Annotated in this window: 16 protein-coding genes and 1 pseudogene; 4 read left to right on the plus strand and 13 right to left on the minus strand. The window is 44.3% G+C overall.

Features of this window, described 5'->3' with window-relative positions; genetic code table 11:
• Positions 1-52: 52 nt before the first annotated feature.
• From thiM to EV212_RS11865, 3 genes are read right to left on the minus strand one after another with little or no spacing between them, the layout of a single operon-like run.
• Positions 53-904, minus strand: a complete 852-nt coding sequence (gene thiM, locus EV212_RS11855) for a hydroxyethylthiazole kinase (RefSeq protein WP_243115553.1) — start codon at positions 902-904, stop codon at positions 53-55.
• Positions 897-1,628, minus strand: coding sequence for an energy coupling factor transporter S component ThiW (gene thiW, locus EV212_RS11860; protein WP_132093658.1), 732 nt, complete (start codon positions 1,626-1,628; stop codon positions 897-899). The genes thiM and thiW overlap by 8 nt, the downstream gene beginning before the upstream one ends.
• A gap of 35 nt (positions 1,629-1,663) precedes the next feature.
• Positions 1,664-2,605 (minus strand): magnesium transporter CorA family protein, encoded by a 942-nt coding sequence (locus tag EV212_RS11865; RefSeq protein WP_132093661.1) that lies wholly within the window; start codon positions 2,603-2,605, stop codon positions 1,664-1,666.
• A 191-nt stretch (positions 2,606-2,796) separates the two neighbouring features.
• Here EV212_RS11865 and EV212_RS11870 point away from each other — a divergent pair, with 191 nt between their 5' ends.
• Both EV212_RS11870 and EV212_RS11875 read left to right on the plus strand, forming a co-directional pair.
• Positions 2,797-3,507, plus strand: a complete 711-nt coding sequence (locus tag EV212_RS11870) for an AzlC family ABC transporter permease (protein WP_132093664.1) — start codon at positions 2,797-2,799, stop codon at positions 3,505-3,507.
• A gap of 20 nt (positions 3,508-3,527) precedes the next feature.
• Positions 3,528-3,833 carry an AzlD domain-containing protein gene (locus EV212_RS11875; RefSeq protein WP_132093667.1) on the plus strand — a complete coding sequence of 102 codons (306 nt, stop codon included), beginning with the start codon at positions 3,528-3,530 and terminating at the stop codon, positions 3,831-3,833.
• A 12-nt stretch (positions 3,834-3,845) separates the two neighbouring features.
• Here the strand turns inward: EV212_RS11875 and EV212_RS11880 are convergent, their stop codons facing one another.
• Positions 3,846-4,691, minus strand: a complete 846-nt coding sequence (locus EV212_RS11880) for an HAD family hydrolase (protein ID WP_132093670.1) — start codon at positions 4,689-4,691, stop codon at positions 3,846-3,848.
• Between the two features lie 73 nt (positions 4,692-4,764).
• Between EV212_RS11880 and EV212_RS11885 the strand changes: the two genes are divergently transcribed.
• Positions 4,765-5,040 carry a DUF1294 domain-containing protein gene (locus EV212_RS11885; RefSeq protein WP_132093673.1) on the plus strand — a complete coding sequence of 92 codons (276 nt, stop codon included), beginning with the start codon at positions 4,765-4,767 and terminating at the stop codon, positions 5,038-5,040.
• A gap of 33 nt (positions 5,041-5,073) precedes the next feature.
• On the opposite strand, the gene EV212_RS11890 is transcribed toward EV212_RS11885, so the two are convergent.
• A complete protein-coding gene (locus EV212_RS11890) occupies positions 5,074-7,737 on the minus strand; it encodes a translation factor GTPase family protein (RefSeq protein WP_132093687.1) in 2,664 nt (887 codons plus the stop codon).
• 175 nt (positions 7,738-7,912) lie between these two features.
• Here EV212_RS11890 and EV212_RS11895 point away from each other — a divergent pair, with 175 nt between their 5' ends.
• Complete coding sequence (locus EV212_RS11895) at positions 7,913-8,881, plus strand: SIS domain-containing protein (RefSeq protein WP_132093692.1); 969 nt, start codon at positions 7,913-7,915, stop codon at positions 8,879-8,881.
• Positions 8,882-8,965: 84 nt separating this feature from the next.
• Here the strand turns inward: EV212_RS11895 and EV212_RS11900 are convergent, their stop codons facing one another.
• From EV212_RS11900 to EV212_RS11935, 8 genes and pseudogenes are all read right to left on the minus strand, one after another.
• Positions 8,966-9,676, minus strand: a complete 711-nt coding sequence (locus EV212_RS11900) for a GntR family transcriptional regulator (RefSeq protein ID WP_165873370.1) — start codon at positions 9,674-9,676, stop codon at positions 8,966-8,968.
• Between the two features lie 129 nt (positions 9,677-9,805).
• Positions 9,806-10,747, minus strand: a complete 942-nt coding sequence (locus EV212_RS11905; protein ID WP_132093698.1) for a transporter substrate-binding domain-containing protein — start codon at positions 10,745-10,747, stop codon at positions 9,806-9,808.
• Between the two features lie 65 nt (positions 10,748-10,812).
• A complete protein-coding gene (locus EV212_RS11910; protein WP_306812232.1) occupies positions 10,813-11,556 on the minus strand; it encodes an amino acid ABC transporter ATP-binding protein in 744 nt (247 codons plus the stop codon).
• Entirely contained in the window at positions 11,549-12,199 is a 651-nt protein-coding gene (locus EV212_RS11915) for an amino acid ABC transporter permease (protein ID WP_132093701.1), read from the minus strand. The genes EV212_RS11910 and EV212_RS11915 overlap by 8 nt, the downstream gene beginning before the upstream one ends.
• A gap of 34 nt (positions 12,200-12,233) precedes the next feature.
• Positions 12,234-12,662 (minus strand): secondary thiamine-phosphate synthase enzyme YjbQ, encoded by a 429-nt coding sequence (locus EV212_RS11920; protein ID WP_132093704.1) that lies wholly within the window; start codon positions 12,660-12,662, stop codon positions 12,234-12,236.
• 1 nt (position 12,663) lies between these two features.
• A complete protein-coding gene (locus tag EV212_RS11925) occupies positions 12,664-13,515 on the minus strand; it encodes an amidohydrolase family protein (protein ID WP_132093707.1) in 852 nt (283 codons plus the stop codon).
• A gap of 20 nt (positions 13,516-13,535) precedes the next feature.
• Positions 13,536-14,348, minus strand: coding sequence for a PfkB family carbohydrate kinase (locus EV212_RS11930; protein WP_132093710.1), 813 nt, complete (start codon positions 14,346-14,348; stop codon positions 13,536-13,538).
• A 507-nt stretch (positions 14,349-14,855) separates the two neighbouring features.
• A pseudogene (locus EV212_RS11935) lies at positions 14,856-15,829 on the minus strand (transposase); the annotation flags it as partial.

Below are 15,829 nucleotides of genomic sequence, written 5' to 3' on the forward strand. Positions count from 1 at the left end.
AGTCTGTTTTGGCCTCCATTTTATTAAACTTCTGTTCCGCATCCATAATCTGCTATTCCCCCGCTTCCAAAAAAGAAATCCGCATGTAATTTTGAATATCCTCATCCTGTATACAGGAAAGGGCGTCCTGAAAGGCTATCTGAAAACTTCCTGTTCCCCGACTCTGCCCGGCGGCCATCTCGCCGCTGATTCCTAAAACCACACAGGCCGCCACAGCCGCCGCCATCGGCTTTCCGACCGACATATAAGCCGCCGTCAGCACGTTCAGCATACAGCCCGTACCGGTAATCCGCCCCATCATTTCACAGCCATTATCAATCAAACATACCTCCTTGCCATCGGTCACCAAATCCGTTTTTCCCGATGCAAGGACAACGGCACTCCATGTATTTGCCACAGTCTTTGCCAGTTGTATTGTTTCCTCCCGATTCGTCTCAGAAAGCACATCCTTCGGGTCCACATCTACGCCGCTGACGATGCATCCGCCACCAGCCAGAGCTTTTAACTCAGACATATTGCCTTTTAAGATAAGCGGCGCTCCCGATGTGCGCTGCTTCAGGAATGCTTCCGTGATTTCTTTCCGAAAATGGCTGCAGCCGATACCGACCATATCCAGAATTACAGGAATCCCACGACGCATCGCCGCCTTTCCGGCAATTAAAATCGAAGCTTTTCTGGCATCGGTAATATTGCCCAGATTCAAAGCCAATGCTCCGGCTGTCACTGTAATCTCCTCAACCTCCGCCGGATGTTCCGCCATCATCGGTCGTCCTCCAACTGCCAAAACCACATTGGCGCAATCATGAATTGAAATCGGATTCGTAATACAATGAATCAGCGGCGCCTTTACCTGCACCGCTGACCGAATCTGATAAATTTCTTCCAACATTTGATCTTTAAACATTAGTTTGCTCCCGCTCCTTACTCGACTGGGTGACATAATAAACAATCGCTATCACTTCCACAAGAATCAACGCTGCGGCGGGAATGGCCTTTGCTATCATCCCGTCCAGGTGAAAAATATTTTTTGAAACGACCAGCACGGCCAGATAAACGATAATTCCAAGGAAGCCTATACCGGCTGCATCCATCCGTAAATCAGACGGCTTCTCCTGCACAGAAGATCCAAGCATCTGCTGCATCTTTGTCAACATTTTACCTTTGTTTAAATATTTCAGGAAGATAAAGGCCACACTTCCTCCAATTAATGTACCGCAGATAAAAGACGGTACATAAAACATCAAAGACAGACCCTCTCTTCCAACGATAAATGTCATGACTGGATAAGATACCATGGCACCGATGATCCCCGTTCCTATCACCTCACCCACAACGGCAAAAATCATCCGTCCACCGGACAGGCGATATAAAACGCCGGATAAAAAAGCACCAAACACCGCACCGGTCAAAGCCAGCGGCGGTATCCCCATAAACATCATACGGATAATGCCGATCAATGCGGCGCACAGCAGTGAATACCAGGGTCCCATCATGACCGCACAGACAATATTGATCAAATGGGCCATCGGACACATTCCTTCTACTCTCAGAATCGGAGAAATAACGACGCCAATGGCAACCATCATTGCCAAAAAAGTCATTTTAATCAAGCCATTCTTTTTGCTCACAGTAAATACCTCTTTTCTCTCCCAAATCGTCTCATCTATAACATTTTCTTCTTGCGAAGCAGCCAAAGGGCCAATATGCAGATCAGCAGTGTGATAATGCAGATGATGCCAAAGCCATGAAGTGTACTGGCAAAGGGCATGCCTCCCGCATTTACATTCATACCATATAAACCGGAGATCACCGTCGGAATCGCCATAACGATCGTTATGGATGTCAGATATTTCATGACGTTATTCAGCCGACTGTCGATCACAGATGAAAGCAGCTCACGCGTACTGTTAATGATATCTCTGTAGATAGATGTCATCTCGATCGCCTGCTTATTCTCAATGATAACATCATCCAGAAGCTCCTGGTCCTCCGGATACTGTTCCAGCCGCTTGTACCGGGTCAGTCGGTCAAGCACTACTCCATTCGCCCGGAGTGACGTGGCAAAATAAACCAGCGTAGACTCCAATTCGTGCAGTGCCATCAAATCCACATCTTCCGTATCGCCTTCAATACGTTCTTCAATCTCTATCCGGCGTTTATCCAGAACTCTCAGATAGGCCTGGTATAAAGAAGCTGCACGAAAAAGAATCTGATAAACAAAACGCATTTTCTTTTTTGTGCTGAATTCCTTTACTCTTCCCTTTACAAATCGATGCAGAATTGGTGTATCCTCCGTACATACGGTAATAATCATATTCTGCAGTAAAATAATACCGAGAGGAATGGTCGTATATGCCCGTTTATCATGGCGGACTTCCACGGTCGGTATATCGACAAGAATCAAAGTGTATCCCGGTTCCAATTCAATACGAGAACTTTCTTCTTCATCCAATGCTGCCATAATATCATCAATATCAATATCCAGTTCTTCAGCAACCTGCATGGCTTCTTCCCGGGTTGGATGAATCATCTGTATCCAGACCCCCTCCTGAATTTTATCTTCTTCATGTATTGATCGGTTGTCTGTTCTGTATATTTTTATCATCCGGACATACTCCCTTCTGTCGAACTCTGTTTTATCTTATTCTATTATAACCACAACCTTGGAAAATGCAAAGAAAAAATAGAGCGATTAAAAATGATAGTATTTTACATCCACATTTGTTCGTGTTACAATAGATTCTGCTATTTAAAAAGAAAATTTTCTAAGAATACATCAGATTTGGGAGGATTGTTATGAATCATAAAACAGCCTTTCGGCAGGGAATGACAGACGGCATTCCCATCGCCCTCGGGTATATGGCCGTCTCGTTTACTTTTGGAATTATGGCAAAAAATGCAGGTCTGACAGCCTTTCAGGCCGTCCTTCTGTCACTGACAAATCTGACCTCCGCGGGCCAGTTTGCCGGTCTTGGCATCATTACTGCCTCGGCCAGCTACATAGAGATGGCCTTCACTCAGTTGATCATCAATCTGCGTTACTGTCTTATGTCCTGCGCCCTGTCCCAGAAACTGGACCAACGCACCCCTTTTTTCCATCGTTTTTTCATCGCCTATGGAAATACGGACGAGATTTTCGGCGTATGCAGTTGTAAAGAAGGAAAACTTCATCCCTTTTACAGCTATGGCGTCATCGCTGTCGCATCTCCCGGATGGGCCTTTGGCACATTTCTCGGGGTCATCTCCGGCAGCATCTTGCCGGGCCGGGTATTAAGCGCTCTGGGCGTGGCCCTTTACGGCATGTTCATCGCCGTTATCGTACCGCCATCCAAAAGCAGCCGGATTATCGCCGGAGTGGTTCTCGTTTCTATGGCTGCCAGCCTCATATTTACCTGGCTGCCTTTACTGAATCAGATTTCTTCCGGTTTTCGAATCATTCTGCTGACTCTGCTCATTGCCGGCGGCGCAGCCGCCCTCTTTCCCGTCCGTACCAATGACGCGCAATAAATTAAGGAGGATTTTTACCAATGTCACATAATATATACATCTACATATTCGTGATGGCCGGGGTCACCTACCTCATTCGTCTTCTGCCGCTTACCTTTATCCGAAAAGAGATTAAAAATACCTTTATCCGGTCTTTTTTATACTATGTTCCTTATGTTACCCTGTCTGTAATGACTTTCCCGGCTATCCTGTCGGCCACTCAAAATCTCTGGTCGGCTTTGGCCGGCTTTGCCATTGCCATCCTCGTGGCCTGGAAGGGCGGCAGTCTCATTAAAGTATCTGCGGCCGCCTGTGTCGCCGTTTTCCTTGTGGAACTGATTCTTTAAAAAGTTCTGACTCTACATAAACTGGGCCTTCGATGTGGGCACCTCTCTTATCCACTTGAAGGCCTTCCATAATCCATCCTGATCCACATCATCGGTCACAAAATCCGCCATAGTTTTTAAGCCGGAATCCGCATTTCCCATGGCGATGGACACCGCTGTCTCGGCCAGCATCTCCATGTCATTTGGTCCGTCGCCTATGCTGATCGTATCTTTCATGTCTCCGCCGATATGAGCCACATACCGTCGAATTCCCGTTGCTTTGTTCTCTCCGGCACAGGTAATCTCGCCGTTACTTCCCTCGCCGCTCTTATAGCTGGCACCTTCAACTCTAAAATAGTCTCCCAAGGCTTCCTGAATCTTTGCCATGGATACGGGCGCATCATAATAGGCCATCTTCTCCACACCATCGCAGTCGCAAAGCTTTTCCCTCAAAAACACATCCGCTACCATAACTTTTTCCATCTTTTCCTCTGTCATTCCCATATGAATAAAATGACCGGCCATGGCTGTCCGACTTCTTTCTGTCATGAACACCCCCTCCTTGGCCTGAAGCATATAGGTCGTCCGAGTGTTTTCAAAATATTCAATAAGTCGTGTAAGCTTATCTTTTTCAACCACATGCCGGTAAATCTCCTGTCCGTCACATTCTATATAAGCTCCTGCCGATGCAATGATTCCATCAAAATTCATCTTTAAAAGCTCCGGATAAATCTGGGCTTTCACACGTCCGGTACAGAGGACCAGGCGATGTCCCTCTGCCTTTGCCTGACAAAGTGCCCTTTTCGCTGACTCGGGAAGCTGTCCCTCAAAATCCATAAGAGTTCCATCAATATCTAAAAATATTATTTTCTTCTCCATAAGTAACCTCCGTTAAATCTGTTCAAATGCTTCATTGTCTGTTATGATAGTCTAAGAAAGTCAGGTGTGTTTTATGAATTTAACTACTATTTTAATCATTTATCTTGTTATTATCAATTTGGCCGCCTTTTTTATTTTTGGTATCGATAAACGCCGGGCCATCAAAAACCGATGGCGCATTGCCGAATCCACATTATTTCTCCTTGCCCTCATCGGCGGCAGCGTTGGGGCCGAAGCCGGCATGTATGTCTTCCATCACAAAACCAGACATCTTCGTTTTGTGATCGGCATTCCATTAATTTTTATTCTCCAGGTTCTTATTGTGTTCTTTATCCGGAAGTATGTATAAAAAACGCGGCTGTACAGGCCGCATTTTTTCTGTCTATTTAAACTGTTTCTTACCAAGCCGGATATCTTCAACCAAATCGACCATGTCCTCTGGCAGGGCATTTAACAGATAATTTCTGTCATTTTCCCGACGTTCATCAAGAATCTGACGAATCTCCCGGCCGGTCTGTTCAACTTCGTCTTTAAGCCCCTGAGCTGACAGCCGCTGAGCTCCCTGTCCAAGAATAATAACCTGTTCCAGAGCATCGGAAGTTGCCACGGTAACCTGATATTTCCGGTTCATCCGGTGAACCGTTTTCTCGATATATTGATCTGCCGTCTCCGCCTCTTTCGTATAGACCACATAAATGTTGTGATACTTAAACACCTGTCCCGGATTGCCTTCTACTTTATAGGCATCAAAGACAAGAATCAATGTATCCTTCCTAAAGCCCTGATAATTACACAGAATATCCATCAGTGCATTACGGGCACTGGTAATATTGACCTCAGACAGATCTCTCAACTCATCCCAGGAAAAAATAATATTATAACCGTCAACCAGCAGGTAGTTTTCCTCCGGCTTTTTTTCCGGTTTCCGTTCAATCCCCCCGCAAGTCTCTGTCCTCCGCCATTCTTTTCGCTTCACCGGTCCATAGGTCCGTTCAAAAATCTGCTCAAGCTCTTTATCCTCGGCCAAACCGGAGCGCATCACTCCGCCGCCGGAAGACTCTCGCTCTTTATCCCCAACATTTTCTTCTGTCCACGTTTCCACAGAGGCTTTTAGAAAACTCTCCAGGTGCATGTAATCTGTTACTTCATTCCAGGGCACATTAACCCCTGCACCATGGGAGCAAAATATGGAGCCGGTCGGATTGTCCAAATCGGTCTCTGAATCGTATCCCGCTGCCTCAATCACTTCTTCCGCATTATGGCACGGCGCATAGCCCCCCGGCGTACAGGTAAGTTTCCCCATTCCTTTTGTATAAGCAATGACTTCCGAAGTATATTCCCGCATATTTACCACCGGAGCTGTCCCGGTGATCACTGTCATATTCCCCTCTGTTTTCGGCGCAGAAAATGTTCCCTGCATTTTCTGTATATCTGCCATAGCCCGTCCCACTTTATCTGATGGAATTTCCAGACAATACTCGTAGATTGGCTCCAGCAAAACTGATCGTGCCCGCTTCAGACCATGGCGCACCGCCCGGTAAGTTGCCTGTCGAAAATCTCCGCCCTCTGTATGCTTTGTATGGGCCCGGCCGCTGACCAGCGAAATCTTCATATCCGTAATTTCTGCTCCGATCAGGACGCCCCGATGAATTTTTTCAGCCAGATGGGTCAGAATCAGGCGCTGCCAGTTCCGGTCAAGATCATCCTCACTACACCGGCTTTCAAACACCAGACCACTTCCCGGTTTTCCCGGTTCCAGAAGCAAATGTACCTCCGCATAATGGCGCAGCGGCTCATAATGGCCGACACCTTCGGCCATTGTTTCTATCGTTTCCTTATAAACAATATTGCCTGTGCCAAAATCCACATCCACCTGAAAGCGTTCGGCAATCAGACTTTTTAAAATCTCTATCTGAATTTCCCCCATGACCTTCGCATGGATTTCGCCAAGCTCTTCATTCCACACAATCTGAAGCTGAGGCTCTTCCTCCTCAAGCTGTTTCAACTTCAAAAACATATCATGGACATTGGTCCCCTCGGGCAATTTAATCTGATATGTCAGCACTGGTTCCAGAACCGGCGCAGCTCCCCGACCTTCAAATCCAAGGCCCTGACCTGTCCTGGTTTTTGAAAGGCCGGTTACTGCACAAATCCTTCCGGCGCCAACTTCATCCACCGTCTCAAATCCCGCACCGGAATAAATACGTATCTGATCCACCTTTTCGCCATTTTCCAATGGCATTTTTACTTTCAGCGCTCCCCCTGTAATTTTCATATGAGTCAGTCGGCTGCCATGGGCATCCCTGGAAATTTTATAGATCCGGGCGCCAAACTCTTCCCTGTAAGACGGCATCTGAGCATATTTCTCTATTCCGCCCAATAATGCATCAACGCCCTGCATTTTTAAGGCTGAACCAAAATAACACGGGAATACCTTTCTGTCTGAAATTGCTGAGATAATTTTTTCCGCTTCAATATATCCCAATTCCAGAAAACTATCCAACAGGTTCTCATCACACATAGCCAGATTTTCCATAAAGATACCTGAATCCTGACTCTCACTAAAATCCACACATCTTTCTGACAGCCGGTCATTGAGTTCTGCCAAAAGCCTCTGCCTGTCCGTTCCTTCCTGGTCCATTTTATTTATAAAAAGAAACACCGGAATCCGATGCCGCTTTAATAATCGCCATAACGTAAGTACATGGCCCTGTATGCCATCGGCTCCGCTGATAACAAGAATTCCGTAATCCATCACCTGGAGCGTCCGCTCCATCTCCGCTGAAAAATCCACATGTCCCGGTGTGTCCAGCAAAGTTATCGACAACTTATCCAGGGCTAATTCCGCCTGCTTGGAAAAAATCGTAATCCCCCGGCTCCGCTCCAGAGCATAAGTATCCAGAAAAGCATCCCCGTGGTCCACCCGACCGAGTTTCCGTATACTGCCGCTTCGATAAAGAATCCCTTCGGCCAGTGTTGTTTTTCCCGCATCCACATGGGCCAGAATGCCTATACATATATGTTTTTTTTCTGAGGTTTCTCCCATAGGAAATGCCCCTTTCTGTCTCTATCATAATCCATTCATTATCATAGCACAGAATGAGGTATTCGTCGACAAGTTAAAATTCCCCAAAAGCTTTTAAAATAAATTGACTCTTTTAATATAATGTTATATAATGTTATATAATAAATAATAACCTGTTTTCATAAGGAGGATTCCCATGAACGTAAAAGAAATTGTTTCTGCAATCAAAACAGACAAACCTGAAATCGCTTCTGTTTATTTTGTTGGCTGCGGTGCATCCCAGGCAGATTTATATCCGGGAAAATATTTTCTTGATGCCAATGCAAAAAAACTGCGCGCCAGTCTCCACACTGCCAATGAGTTTTATTATTCCACTCCGGCAGGTGTAGGACCGGATTCCATTGTTGTTGCCTGCTCTTTAAGTGGCGGCACTCCGGAAACCGTCGCTGCTGCCCAAAAGGCAACAGAACTCGGTGCAGAAGTCATTTCTGTAACCATTGATGAAAATTCCCCTTTAGCTGCTGCCGGAAAATATCAGATCATTCATGGTTTTGCAAAAGACTATGCAGCAAAAATGGAAAAAATGACGAATGTCCTTGCTCTGTCCTGTGAAATTCTGAATACATACGAAGGTTACGCTCATTACGAAGATATGCAGGACGGCTTCTCCAAAATCTATGATCTGATCAATGATTCTGTTAAAACCTTAATGCCTCGGGCCCAGGCCTTCGGCAAAGCCTACAAGGATATGCCTATGTTATATGTGATGAGTTCCGGCGCAACGGCTATGGTCGCTTACTCTTTTTCCATGTTCTTAATGATGGAAATGCAGTGGGTAGCTTCCAGTTCCTTTAACTGTGGCGAATTCTTTCATGGTCCATTTGAAATGGTTGAAAAAGATGTTCCGTATCTGTTATTAATGAACGATGGACCTACACGTCCGATGGATGCAAGAGCGATGACCTTCCTGCAAAGATTTGATACAAAATTGACGGTTGTTGACGCCAAAGATTTTGGTCTTTCTTCCGTAATTCGGTCTTCCGTTGTGGAATATTTCAATCCGATCCTGCTGTGTGGTGTTCTTCGTATGTATGCTGAACAGCTCTCTTTGGAAAGAAATCATCCGCTTACAATGAGAAGATATATGTGGAAACTCGAATATTGATCGGAAATTTCTCTTCTTTAACTTAAAAACGGTCTGCCCTGAGAGTATCTCAAAAGAAATATCTCCGACCGGCAGGCCGTTTTTTTACATTATGATCGTCATCGTATAGCGTTCCGCATTGATCAACAGTTTACTGCATAAAATCTCTTCACCCTTTTCATCCATAGCAACATCATAATGAAGCAGAAGCGGCTGTTTCGGTTCTACCCCCAAAAGTTTTGCTTCCTGCTCCGTAGCATAACATATGCCTATTTCTTTGGTCGCATGAACAATCTCCGTTCCATGACTGCGTATGATTTCATATATGGACCCATTCAGATTTCCTTCTGAAACATAACCATATCTGGCTGCCAGACACGTGTCTTCCAGCATCACAACAGTCCCGTCATTTTTCCGGAGTCTCACAAGCCGAAGAACTTTTTCGTCTTTCTGCAGTCTCAGTTTTCTCATCACCTTGGCACTGGGCTTTTCCCACTCCACAGAAAGAATTTCCGCCGATGCTTTTTTCCCTTCTGCTTCACACATCTCAGTAAAACTGAGTACTTTATTCTTTATTACACGATTCAGCTTATTTGTTGTTACAAAAGTTCCGATTCCCTGCTTCTTGGTCACGTAACCATTCTCCGCCAGAACGTTAATAGCTTTTCTCACGGTAATGCGACTTACATGATATACCTCTCCCAACTCGGCTTCTGTCATGAGCTTATCCGAATCCTGCAATTCTCCGCTCAGTATCTGCCCTTTAATCTCATCTGCCAGTTGCTGGTACATTGGGACTATCGAATTCTTGTTCATGTTCATCCATCCTTATATTCTATTTACTCCCCATTCTTAGCATCGATAAAAAACAGGACGCATATAACGATATTATATCATTTTATGCGTCCTAAATCCACCAGATTCATTCATCCACTGGAACTTTTATTACTCTACAATAAAGTCCTCAAGAGCTGTTTCATCAAGCTGGGCTGCTGCATCGGACTGCATCTGAGCCCACAGGCCTTCTTCTGTAATATCAGCAAAAAATCCGCTGGCCCAGTCTGCAAAATCCTCATTGCCATAGGCCATGCAAAGGCCACAGCCTTTATCAAACTCATCTGTAGGTTCCCATGTCAGGCTGTCAACAACGGCCAGATCCGGGTTGGCAGCTATGGACATTGCGGCAGATACCGCATTCATGCAGGCCAGATCTGATTTTTTGTTCTTTACCGAAAGCAGAAGATCTGAAACCATACCTAATTCCTGAATCTCTGCATCCGGATACAAATGCTGCGTCATCGTAATATCGATAGAACCCATCTGTCCACATACTGTAACGCCTTCCAGAGTACCTGTGAACTTTTCATTATCCACATTATCCTTTAAAGCCACATAACATTCATTGGATTTGTGATATACGTCTGTAAACAACCATGACTGCTTACGTTCATCCGTAGGACTCAGACGTGTTACAAAATGTACCTGATTTGCCTGTAATGCAGACATACATCCGGTAAAATCACTTTCATAGAATTCTACTGTGATTTCACGATCCAGATATTCGCTGAGACGTTCGGCCATCTCATACATACCTGCGACTTCAAAACCAACAAGAGCATCTTTGCCGTCCTGTACTGTGTGGAAGCAGAATGTCGGGTCATTGCCAATAATGCCTACTTTTAACACGCCATTTTCAACCAAATCGGCAAAAATCGGTCCCATTTCTGCGTCGGCCTTAGTTTCCGCTGTGGATTCTGCAATTGTCTCCGTTGTTTCATCTGCTGCTGCAGTCGTTGTTTTATTGTCTGATTTACCAGAACAGGCGGCCATAGACATTACCATAGCACCAGCCAAAAACAAAGCAGCAATTTTTTTCATTTTTTTCATAGTCTCTCTCCTTTTCTTTTTATTATATAAGTCATGGACTTACTGTTACATATTCATAATACCGATCACAGCATCTTGCTGAGGAAATCTTTCGTTCTCTGATGCTGAGGATTCGCAATGACATCTTTTGGTCTTCCCTGTTCAACGATATAGCCGCCATCCATAAAGACCACTCTGTCACCAACCTCACGGGCAAATCCCATCTCATGGGTCACGACCACCATCGTCATGCCCTGCTGTGCCAACTGACGCATGATCTGAAGGACTTCACCGACCATTTCCGGATCCAACGCAGAAGTTGCCTCATCAAACAAAATAACTTCCGGGTCCATGGCTAAAGTTCTGGCAATGGCCACACGCTGTTTTTGCCCGCCGGATAACTGGGATGGATAGGCCCCCGCCTTATCTTCCAGTCCGACCTGCCGCAACAGCTCCATAGCCTGTTTTTCAGCCTGTTCCTTCGGTATCTTTTTTACTCTTCTCGGTCCAACAGTCACATTATCTAAAACACTCAGATTCTCGAACAGGTTAAAGAGCTGAAATACCATACCGAATTTTTCACGATATTTATCGATTTTCATTTCTTTTCTTAAAATGGATTGTCCATGAAACAGAATATCGCCATCTGTAGGAATTTCCAGAAGGTTTAAACATCGTAAAAATGTGGATTTTCCAGAACCAGACGGACCAATGACAACAACAACTTCTCCCCGGTCAATCTCCATATCCACGCCTTTTAAAACTTCCAGGCTTCCGAAATTTTTCTTTAATTGTTTTACCTGTATGATCACTTCTTTCCCATCAGTCATGTGCATGCAGCCTCCTTTCCAGAATACCGATCAGTTTTTTCAACATATATGTGATAACAAAATAGATGACTGCCGTAACGATCAATGGTTCAAATGCTAAAAATGTGTTTGCTCTGACCGAATTCGATGTATATGTCAATTCGTGAAGTGCAATAACGGACACGATTGAAGTTTCCTTGATCAGCAAGATGAACTCATTACATAATGATGGTAAAATATTTTTTATTGCCTGTGGGATAATGATAAACCAATTCGCCTGAAGTTTTGACATTCCGATGCAGCGGGCGGCCTCCATCTGTCCCTTATTAACTGCCTGCATACCGGCTCTCGTATGTTCAGCGATATACACAGAACTATTTACTGTCAATGACACGACTGCCGCCCAGAACTGAGGCAGGGAAGTCGCAATGCCATAATAAACAATAAATATCTGTACCATGACCGGAACTCCACGGATGAAATTAATCCAGCCGTCGATGATCGGGCTGATGATCTTATAATTTTGCACTCGGATCATTCCCATCGCCACACCTACTGCCGTGGCCAGAATCAATGTCCAGAATGCCAGCTCCAACGTTACCATCAGGCCGTCCGCATAATAAAACCAGTATTTACTTAAAAAACTAAAATTTAAACCGAACATTATTACTGCCCCCTATCCCATACATGACGACCTTTTACTCACCAATGACCTCGATGAAATATTTCCGTATCTGTAATCCATCCAGCTCGACAAAATATATATTCTGTTCGCTGCCAGTCATCATCTTTCCATCGATCACCGGAAACAGACAATGATTTCCCGCCAACATGGACTTTAAATGTCCCGGTGCATTTCCTGAACATGTTCCATAGGTCGGAAGCATGTGTGTATGTACATAGGGATAATCATTCGGAACCAAACGGTCCAGCTGCATCTCAATATCTTTTTCCACACACGGAAGCGCTTCATTTACCATGATACCTGTGGTCGTGTGCTTTGTGATCACAGCGACCAGACCATTTTTGATGCCGCTTTCCTCCACGGCCTTCCGAACTTCATCCGTAATTTTGATCATCTCAAATTCTTTATGAGAAATAACCTGATTTTCTACCAGCTTAACCATATTAATCCTCCATTCCTAAAAAACGCATTGCATTTCCACCTAACACAGCATCCATAACGTCTTCACGGAGTGGAAGATTCTTAATGCCGTCCAGACTTCTCACATGACGAAATCTTGGGTTGTTCGATCCGAACATTACCTTGTCCTGGAAGCAATTCTGCAGCCAGTTCAGATTCATATTGACCGAGAACAGATGCTCATAATAGTTTCTTGGAGAATCCATATAGACCATCGATGTATCCGCATACACATTCGGATATTTCATCAACATCATGATTGTCTCCTGCCACCATGGCCATCCCATATGGGCCAGGCAGAACCTCAGATCCGGATATTCCACTGCAACATCCTCAAACCGGATAGGCTCGGAATACTTCGCCGGTGTGTTTGGTTCCCAACTATAGCCCGCATGGAACATGACAGGTTTGTTCTTGTCCTGACATATTTTATAAAGCGGCGCCAGGCACGCATCATCCGGATACATATGTAAACGGGAAAGATTCAGCTTTAAACCGGCCAGTTTCAATTCGTCAAAAGCCCGGATCAGCTCTGTCTCCGCATCTTCACGTCTTGGATCGATTCCTGCAAATCCGATAAAATGTTCCGGGCTTCTGGCAACAATTCTGGCCATTTCGTCATTGCTCACGATGGCACGACCAACCTCTGTAGAATAGTCCTCCGGCAAGAATACAACCTTATCAATTTTGGCATCCTCCAACAACACCAATTCAAAATCTACCGGATTAATTCCCGATTTAAATACGCCAAATTCCTGTCTCCGGAATTGTAAATCCTCCGGATTTTCATTAATTTCATCAAGCAATAATGGATGTGCATGAATATCAATTACCATACGTATAAACTCCTTTACATTTATTCTTTCATCAAATAGGGTTCGAATACTGAAATAACCCGGGCCGCCCGGGCTGCTCCGCTGTACATACAATCAATGATTGGTTTTTCATCGATAAGCGCTCCAATAAACCCGGCAAAATAAGAATCCCCTGCACCTACCGTATTCACCACTTTTTCCACCGGAACAATGTCTCCTTTATAAAATTTAGAACCATCATAGGCAATAGAACCATTTTTTCCAAAAGTAGCAATCATCAACTTTGCTCCAAGAGAATGGGCATATTTCAAAAAATCTTTTCCCTTTTCCAGATCATCTCCAAAAGATACCAGGCCGCAGTCAATGTTACTCAAAACATGTCGGATATCCGGATGATCAATGGTATTACTCAGATCAAAAAAAACTTTCACGCCCCGCTTTCTGATCTCCTCTAAACGCGGAATCAGTCGCCCTGTAAAATCTGTGTGCATCATGTCATGATGGCAAATAAAATCAATGCTTTCATCAGAAAATTCATAGTTCCCCATAATTCCCCGGACCGGTTCTCCATGCATTCGATCATTATTGATCAGATGCAGCGGCACTCTCGGCGTCTCGCCGCCAGGAATAATTTCCAAATGAGAACAATCGATACCTCTCTTCTGAAAAGCTTCCACAGACATCTTTCCATATGGGTCATCCGAAACAGCAGAAACAATCGAAGATGTGACATCCGGCCGCATATCCAAAAGATTGAAAAGAACATCGACACCATTTCCTGTCACATAGCATCTATTATCAAATTCAGGGTAATAATCAATACAAACATACCCTGCTGCAGTAAACTTTACCATGCAATCTCTCCTTTGGTATGCACGTTCTGTGCAATATGTATTATAATGTTATATATCTTTATATGACATTATATAGCAGTCTCTACAATTTGTCAATTTAAAGTGTTTATTTTCTTGTTAAATCATTATAATAAAATTTTGTTGGATTGTAATAAAGATATGCAAATTACCAGAAATTGGAAGACATCCATTCCCTTTGACCGCAAAGCCAAGAGCGCATCATCGGATCGACTGCTCTCAACCTTGCCTTTCCCATATTCTGCCTGCTAAATGGAACGGGGTTGATGATTGGCATGGGCGGCGGAATGAGATATGCAATTGCAAAAAGCCGGGGTAAAATCGAAAACGCCAATCGAATTTTTACGAACGCCGTTTATATGGTTTCTTGTTTTGCAGTCCTGTTTGTCTTACTGGGCTTGTTTTTGTCGGGCCCACTTGTAAAAGCGTTAGGGGCGGATTGCAATGATCAGCGGGAGCCTGTCGAATATTGTTCTTGACTATCTGTTTAGTTTCTTTCAATGGAAACAGATGGCTTCCTGTCCGCTCATTCTGTATTTTTGCGTGCAGTTTATTGAGATTATATCCCATACACAGCAGAAGAATCTCCAGTTTTACTTTGGTTTTTCCGCGGAGCAGAAATCTTTGGAATTCATAATCATTTTTTAGGACTCCGAATGCTCCTTCCACCTGGATAGAGCGGTTCATTCGATATAAAATTCCCCTTTCACTCAGGATATTTTCATATGATTCCTGCCGCTTCTCTAAAAAACTTTTGGAGATGTACAGGCGCTTGTTTCCTTTAGCACGGGTACATTTTTCTTTATGTGGACAATCTGCACAGTCTTCACATTCATAAACCGTTACTTCTGATTCATATCCACTTTTACTTTTCTGCTTTTTTATGAACAATGGCTTTAGTGACTTTCCGGCATGACATGTATAGGTGTCTGTTGTTCCATCATATCCCATATTTTCCCGTTTGCTGATATCCTGCTTAAAACTGCGTTTTTTCCATTTCTCATAGGTTTGTGGTTTGATATATGGTTTTTGTTTCTGCTCCCGCAGATATGTGTAACCTTCTTCGCTCTCATAACCGGAATCCGCAGTCACACTTGGATAACGAAACCCTAACTTTTCACTCATTGTTTCCAGAAATGGCACCAGCGTCCAAACGTCATTCCGGTCCTGAAAGATATCCGCTGCAACAATATACTCGCTGTCTACACCAATCTGTACGTTATATCCCGGTTTCAACTGGGAATTTCTCATGTGATCGTCTTTCATATGCATGAACGTAGCATCCGGATCGGTCTTACAATAATTATTCCTTCCCTGAAAGCTGGCTGTGTGCCAGTCGTAGATGGTCTGACGTTCCAGAAAACGGCAGAACAGTTCCAGATACCGTTGGTTCCGGTCTTTACGTTTCCCTCTTCCATGTACAAAAACAGTATGCTGTTCTTCGCATATTTGTTCCAGAAACC

The organism is Frisingicoccus caecimuris, assembly GCF_004340975.1.
Lineage (GTDB): Bacteria > Bacillota > Clostridia > Lachnospirales > Lachnospiraceae > Frisingicoccus > Frisingicoccus caecimuris.

Excerpts from the sequence above, each read along its gene's own strand:
- thiM (WP_243115553.1), bottom strand. The coding sequence starts at position 904 with ATGTTTAAAGATCAAATGTTGGAAGAAATTTATCAGATTCGGTCAGCG.
- EV212_RS11865 (WP_132093661.1), bottom strand. The coding sequence starts at position 2,605 with ATGATAAAAATATACAGAACAGACAACCGATCAATACATGAAGAAGAT.
- EV212_RS11870 (WP_132093664.1), top strand. The coding sequence starts at position 2,797 with ATGAATCATAAAACAGCCTTTCGGCAGGGAATGACAGACGGCATTCCC.
- EV212_RS11875 (WP_132093667.1), top strand. The coding sequence starts at position 3,528 with ATGTCACATAATATATACATCTACATATTCGTGATGGCCGGGGTCACC.
- EV212_RS11880 (WP_132093670.1), bottom strand. The coding sequence starts at position 4,691 with ATGGAGAAGAAAATAATATTTTTAGATATTGATGGAACTCTTATGGAT.
- EV212_RS11885 (WP_132093673.1), top strand. The coding sequence starts at position 4,765 with ATGAATTTAACTACTATTTTAATCATTTATCTTGTTATTATCAATTTG.
- EV212_RS11890 (WP_132093687.1), bottom strand. The coding sequence starts at position 7,737 with ATGGGAGAAACCTCAGAAAAAAAACATATATGTATAGGCATTCTGGCC.
- EV212_RS11895 (WP_132093692.1), top strand. The coding sequence starts at position 7,913 with ATGAACGTAAAAGAAATTGTTTCTGCAATCAAAACAGACAAACCTGAA.
- EV212_RS11900 (WP_165873370.1), bottom strand. The coding sequence starts at position 9,676 with ATGAACAAGAATTCGATAGTCCCAATGTACCAGCAACTGGCAGATGAG.
- EV212_RS11905 (WP_132093698.1), bottom strand. The coding sequence starts at position 10,747 with ATGAAAAAAATGAAAAAAATTGCTGCTTTGTTTTTGGCTGGTGCTATG.
- EV212_RS11910 (WP_306812232.1), bottom strand. The coding sequence starts at position 11,556 with ATGACTGATGGGAAAGAAGTGATCATACAGGTAAAACAATTAAAGAAA.
- EV212_RS11915 (WP_132093701.1), bottom strand. The coding sequence starts at position 12,199 with ATGTTCGGTTTAAATTTTAGTTTTTTAAGTAAATACTGGTTTTATTAT.
- EV212_RS11920 (WP_132093704.1), bottom strand. The coding sequence starts at position 12,662 with ATGGTTAAGCTGGTAGAAAATCAGGTTATTTCTCATAAAGAATTTGAG.
- EV212_RS11925 (WP_132093707.1), bottom strand. The coding sequence starts at position 13,515 with ATGGTAATTGATATTCATGCACATCCATTATTGCTTGATGAAATTAAT.
- EV212_RS11930 (WP_132093710.1), bottom strand. The coding sequence starts at position 14,348 with ATGGTAAAGTTTACTGCAGCAGGGTATGTTTGTATTGATTATTACCCT.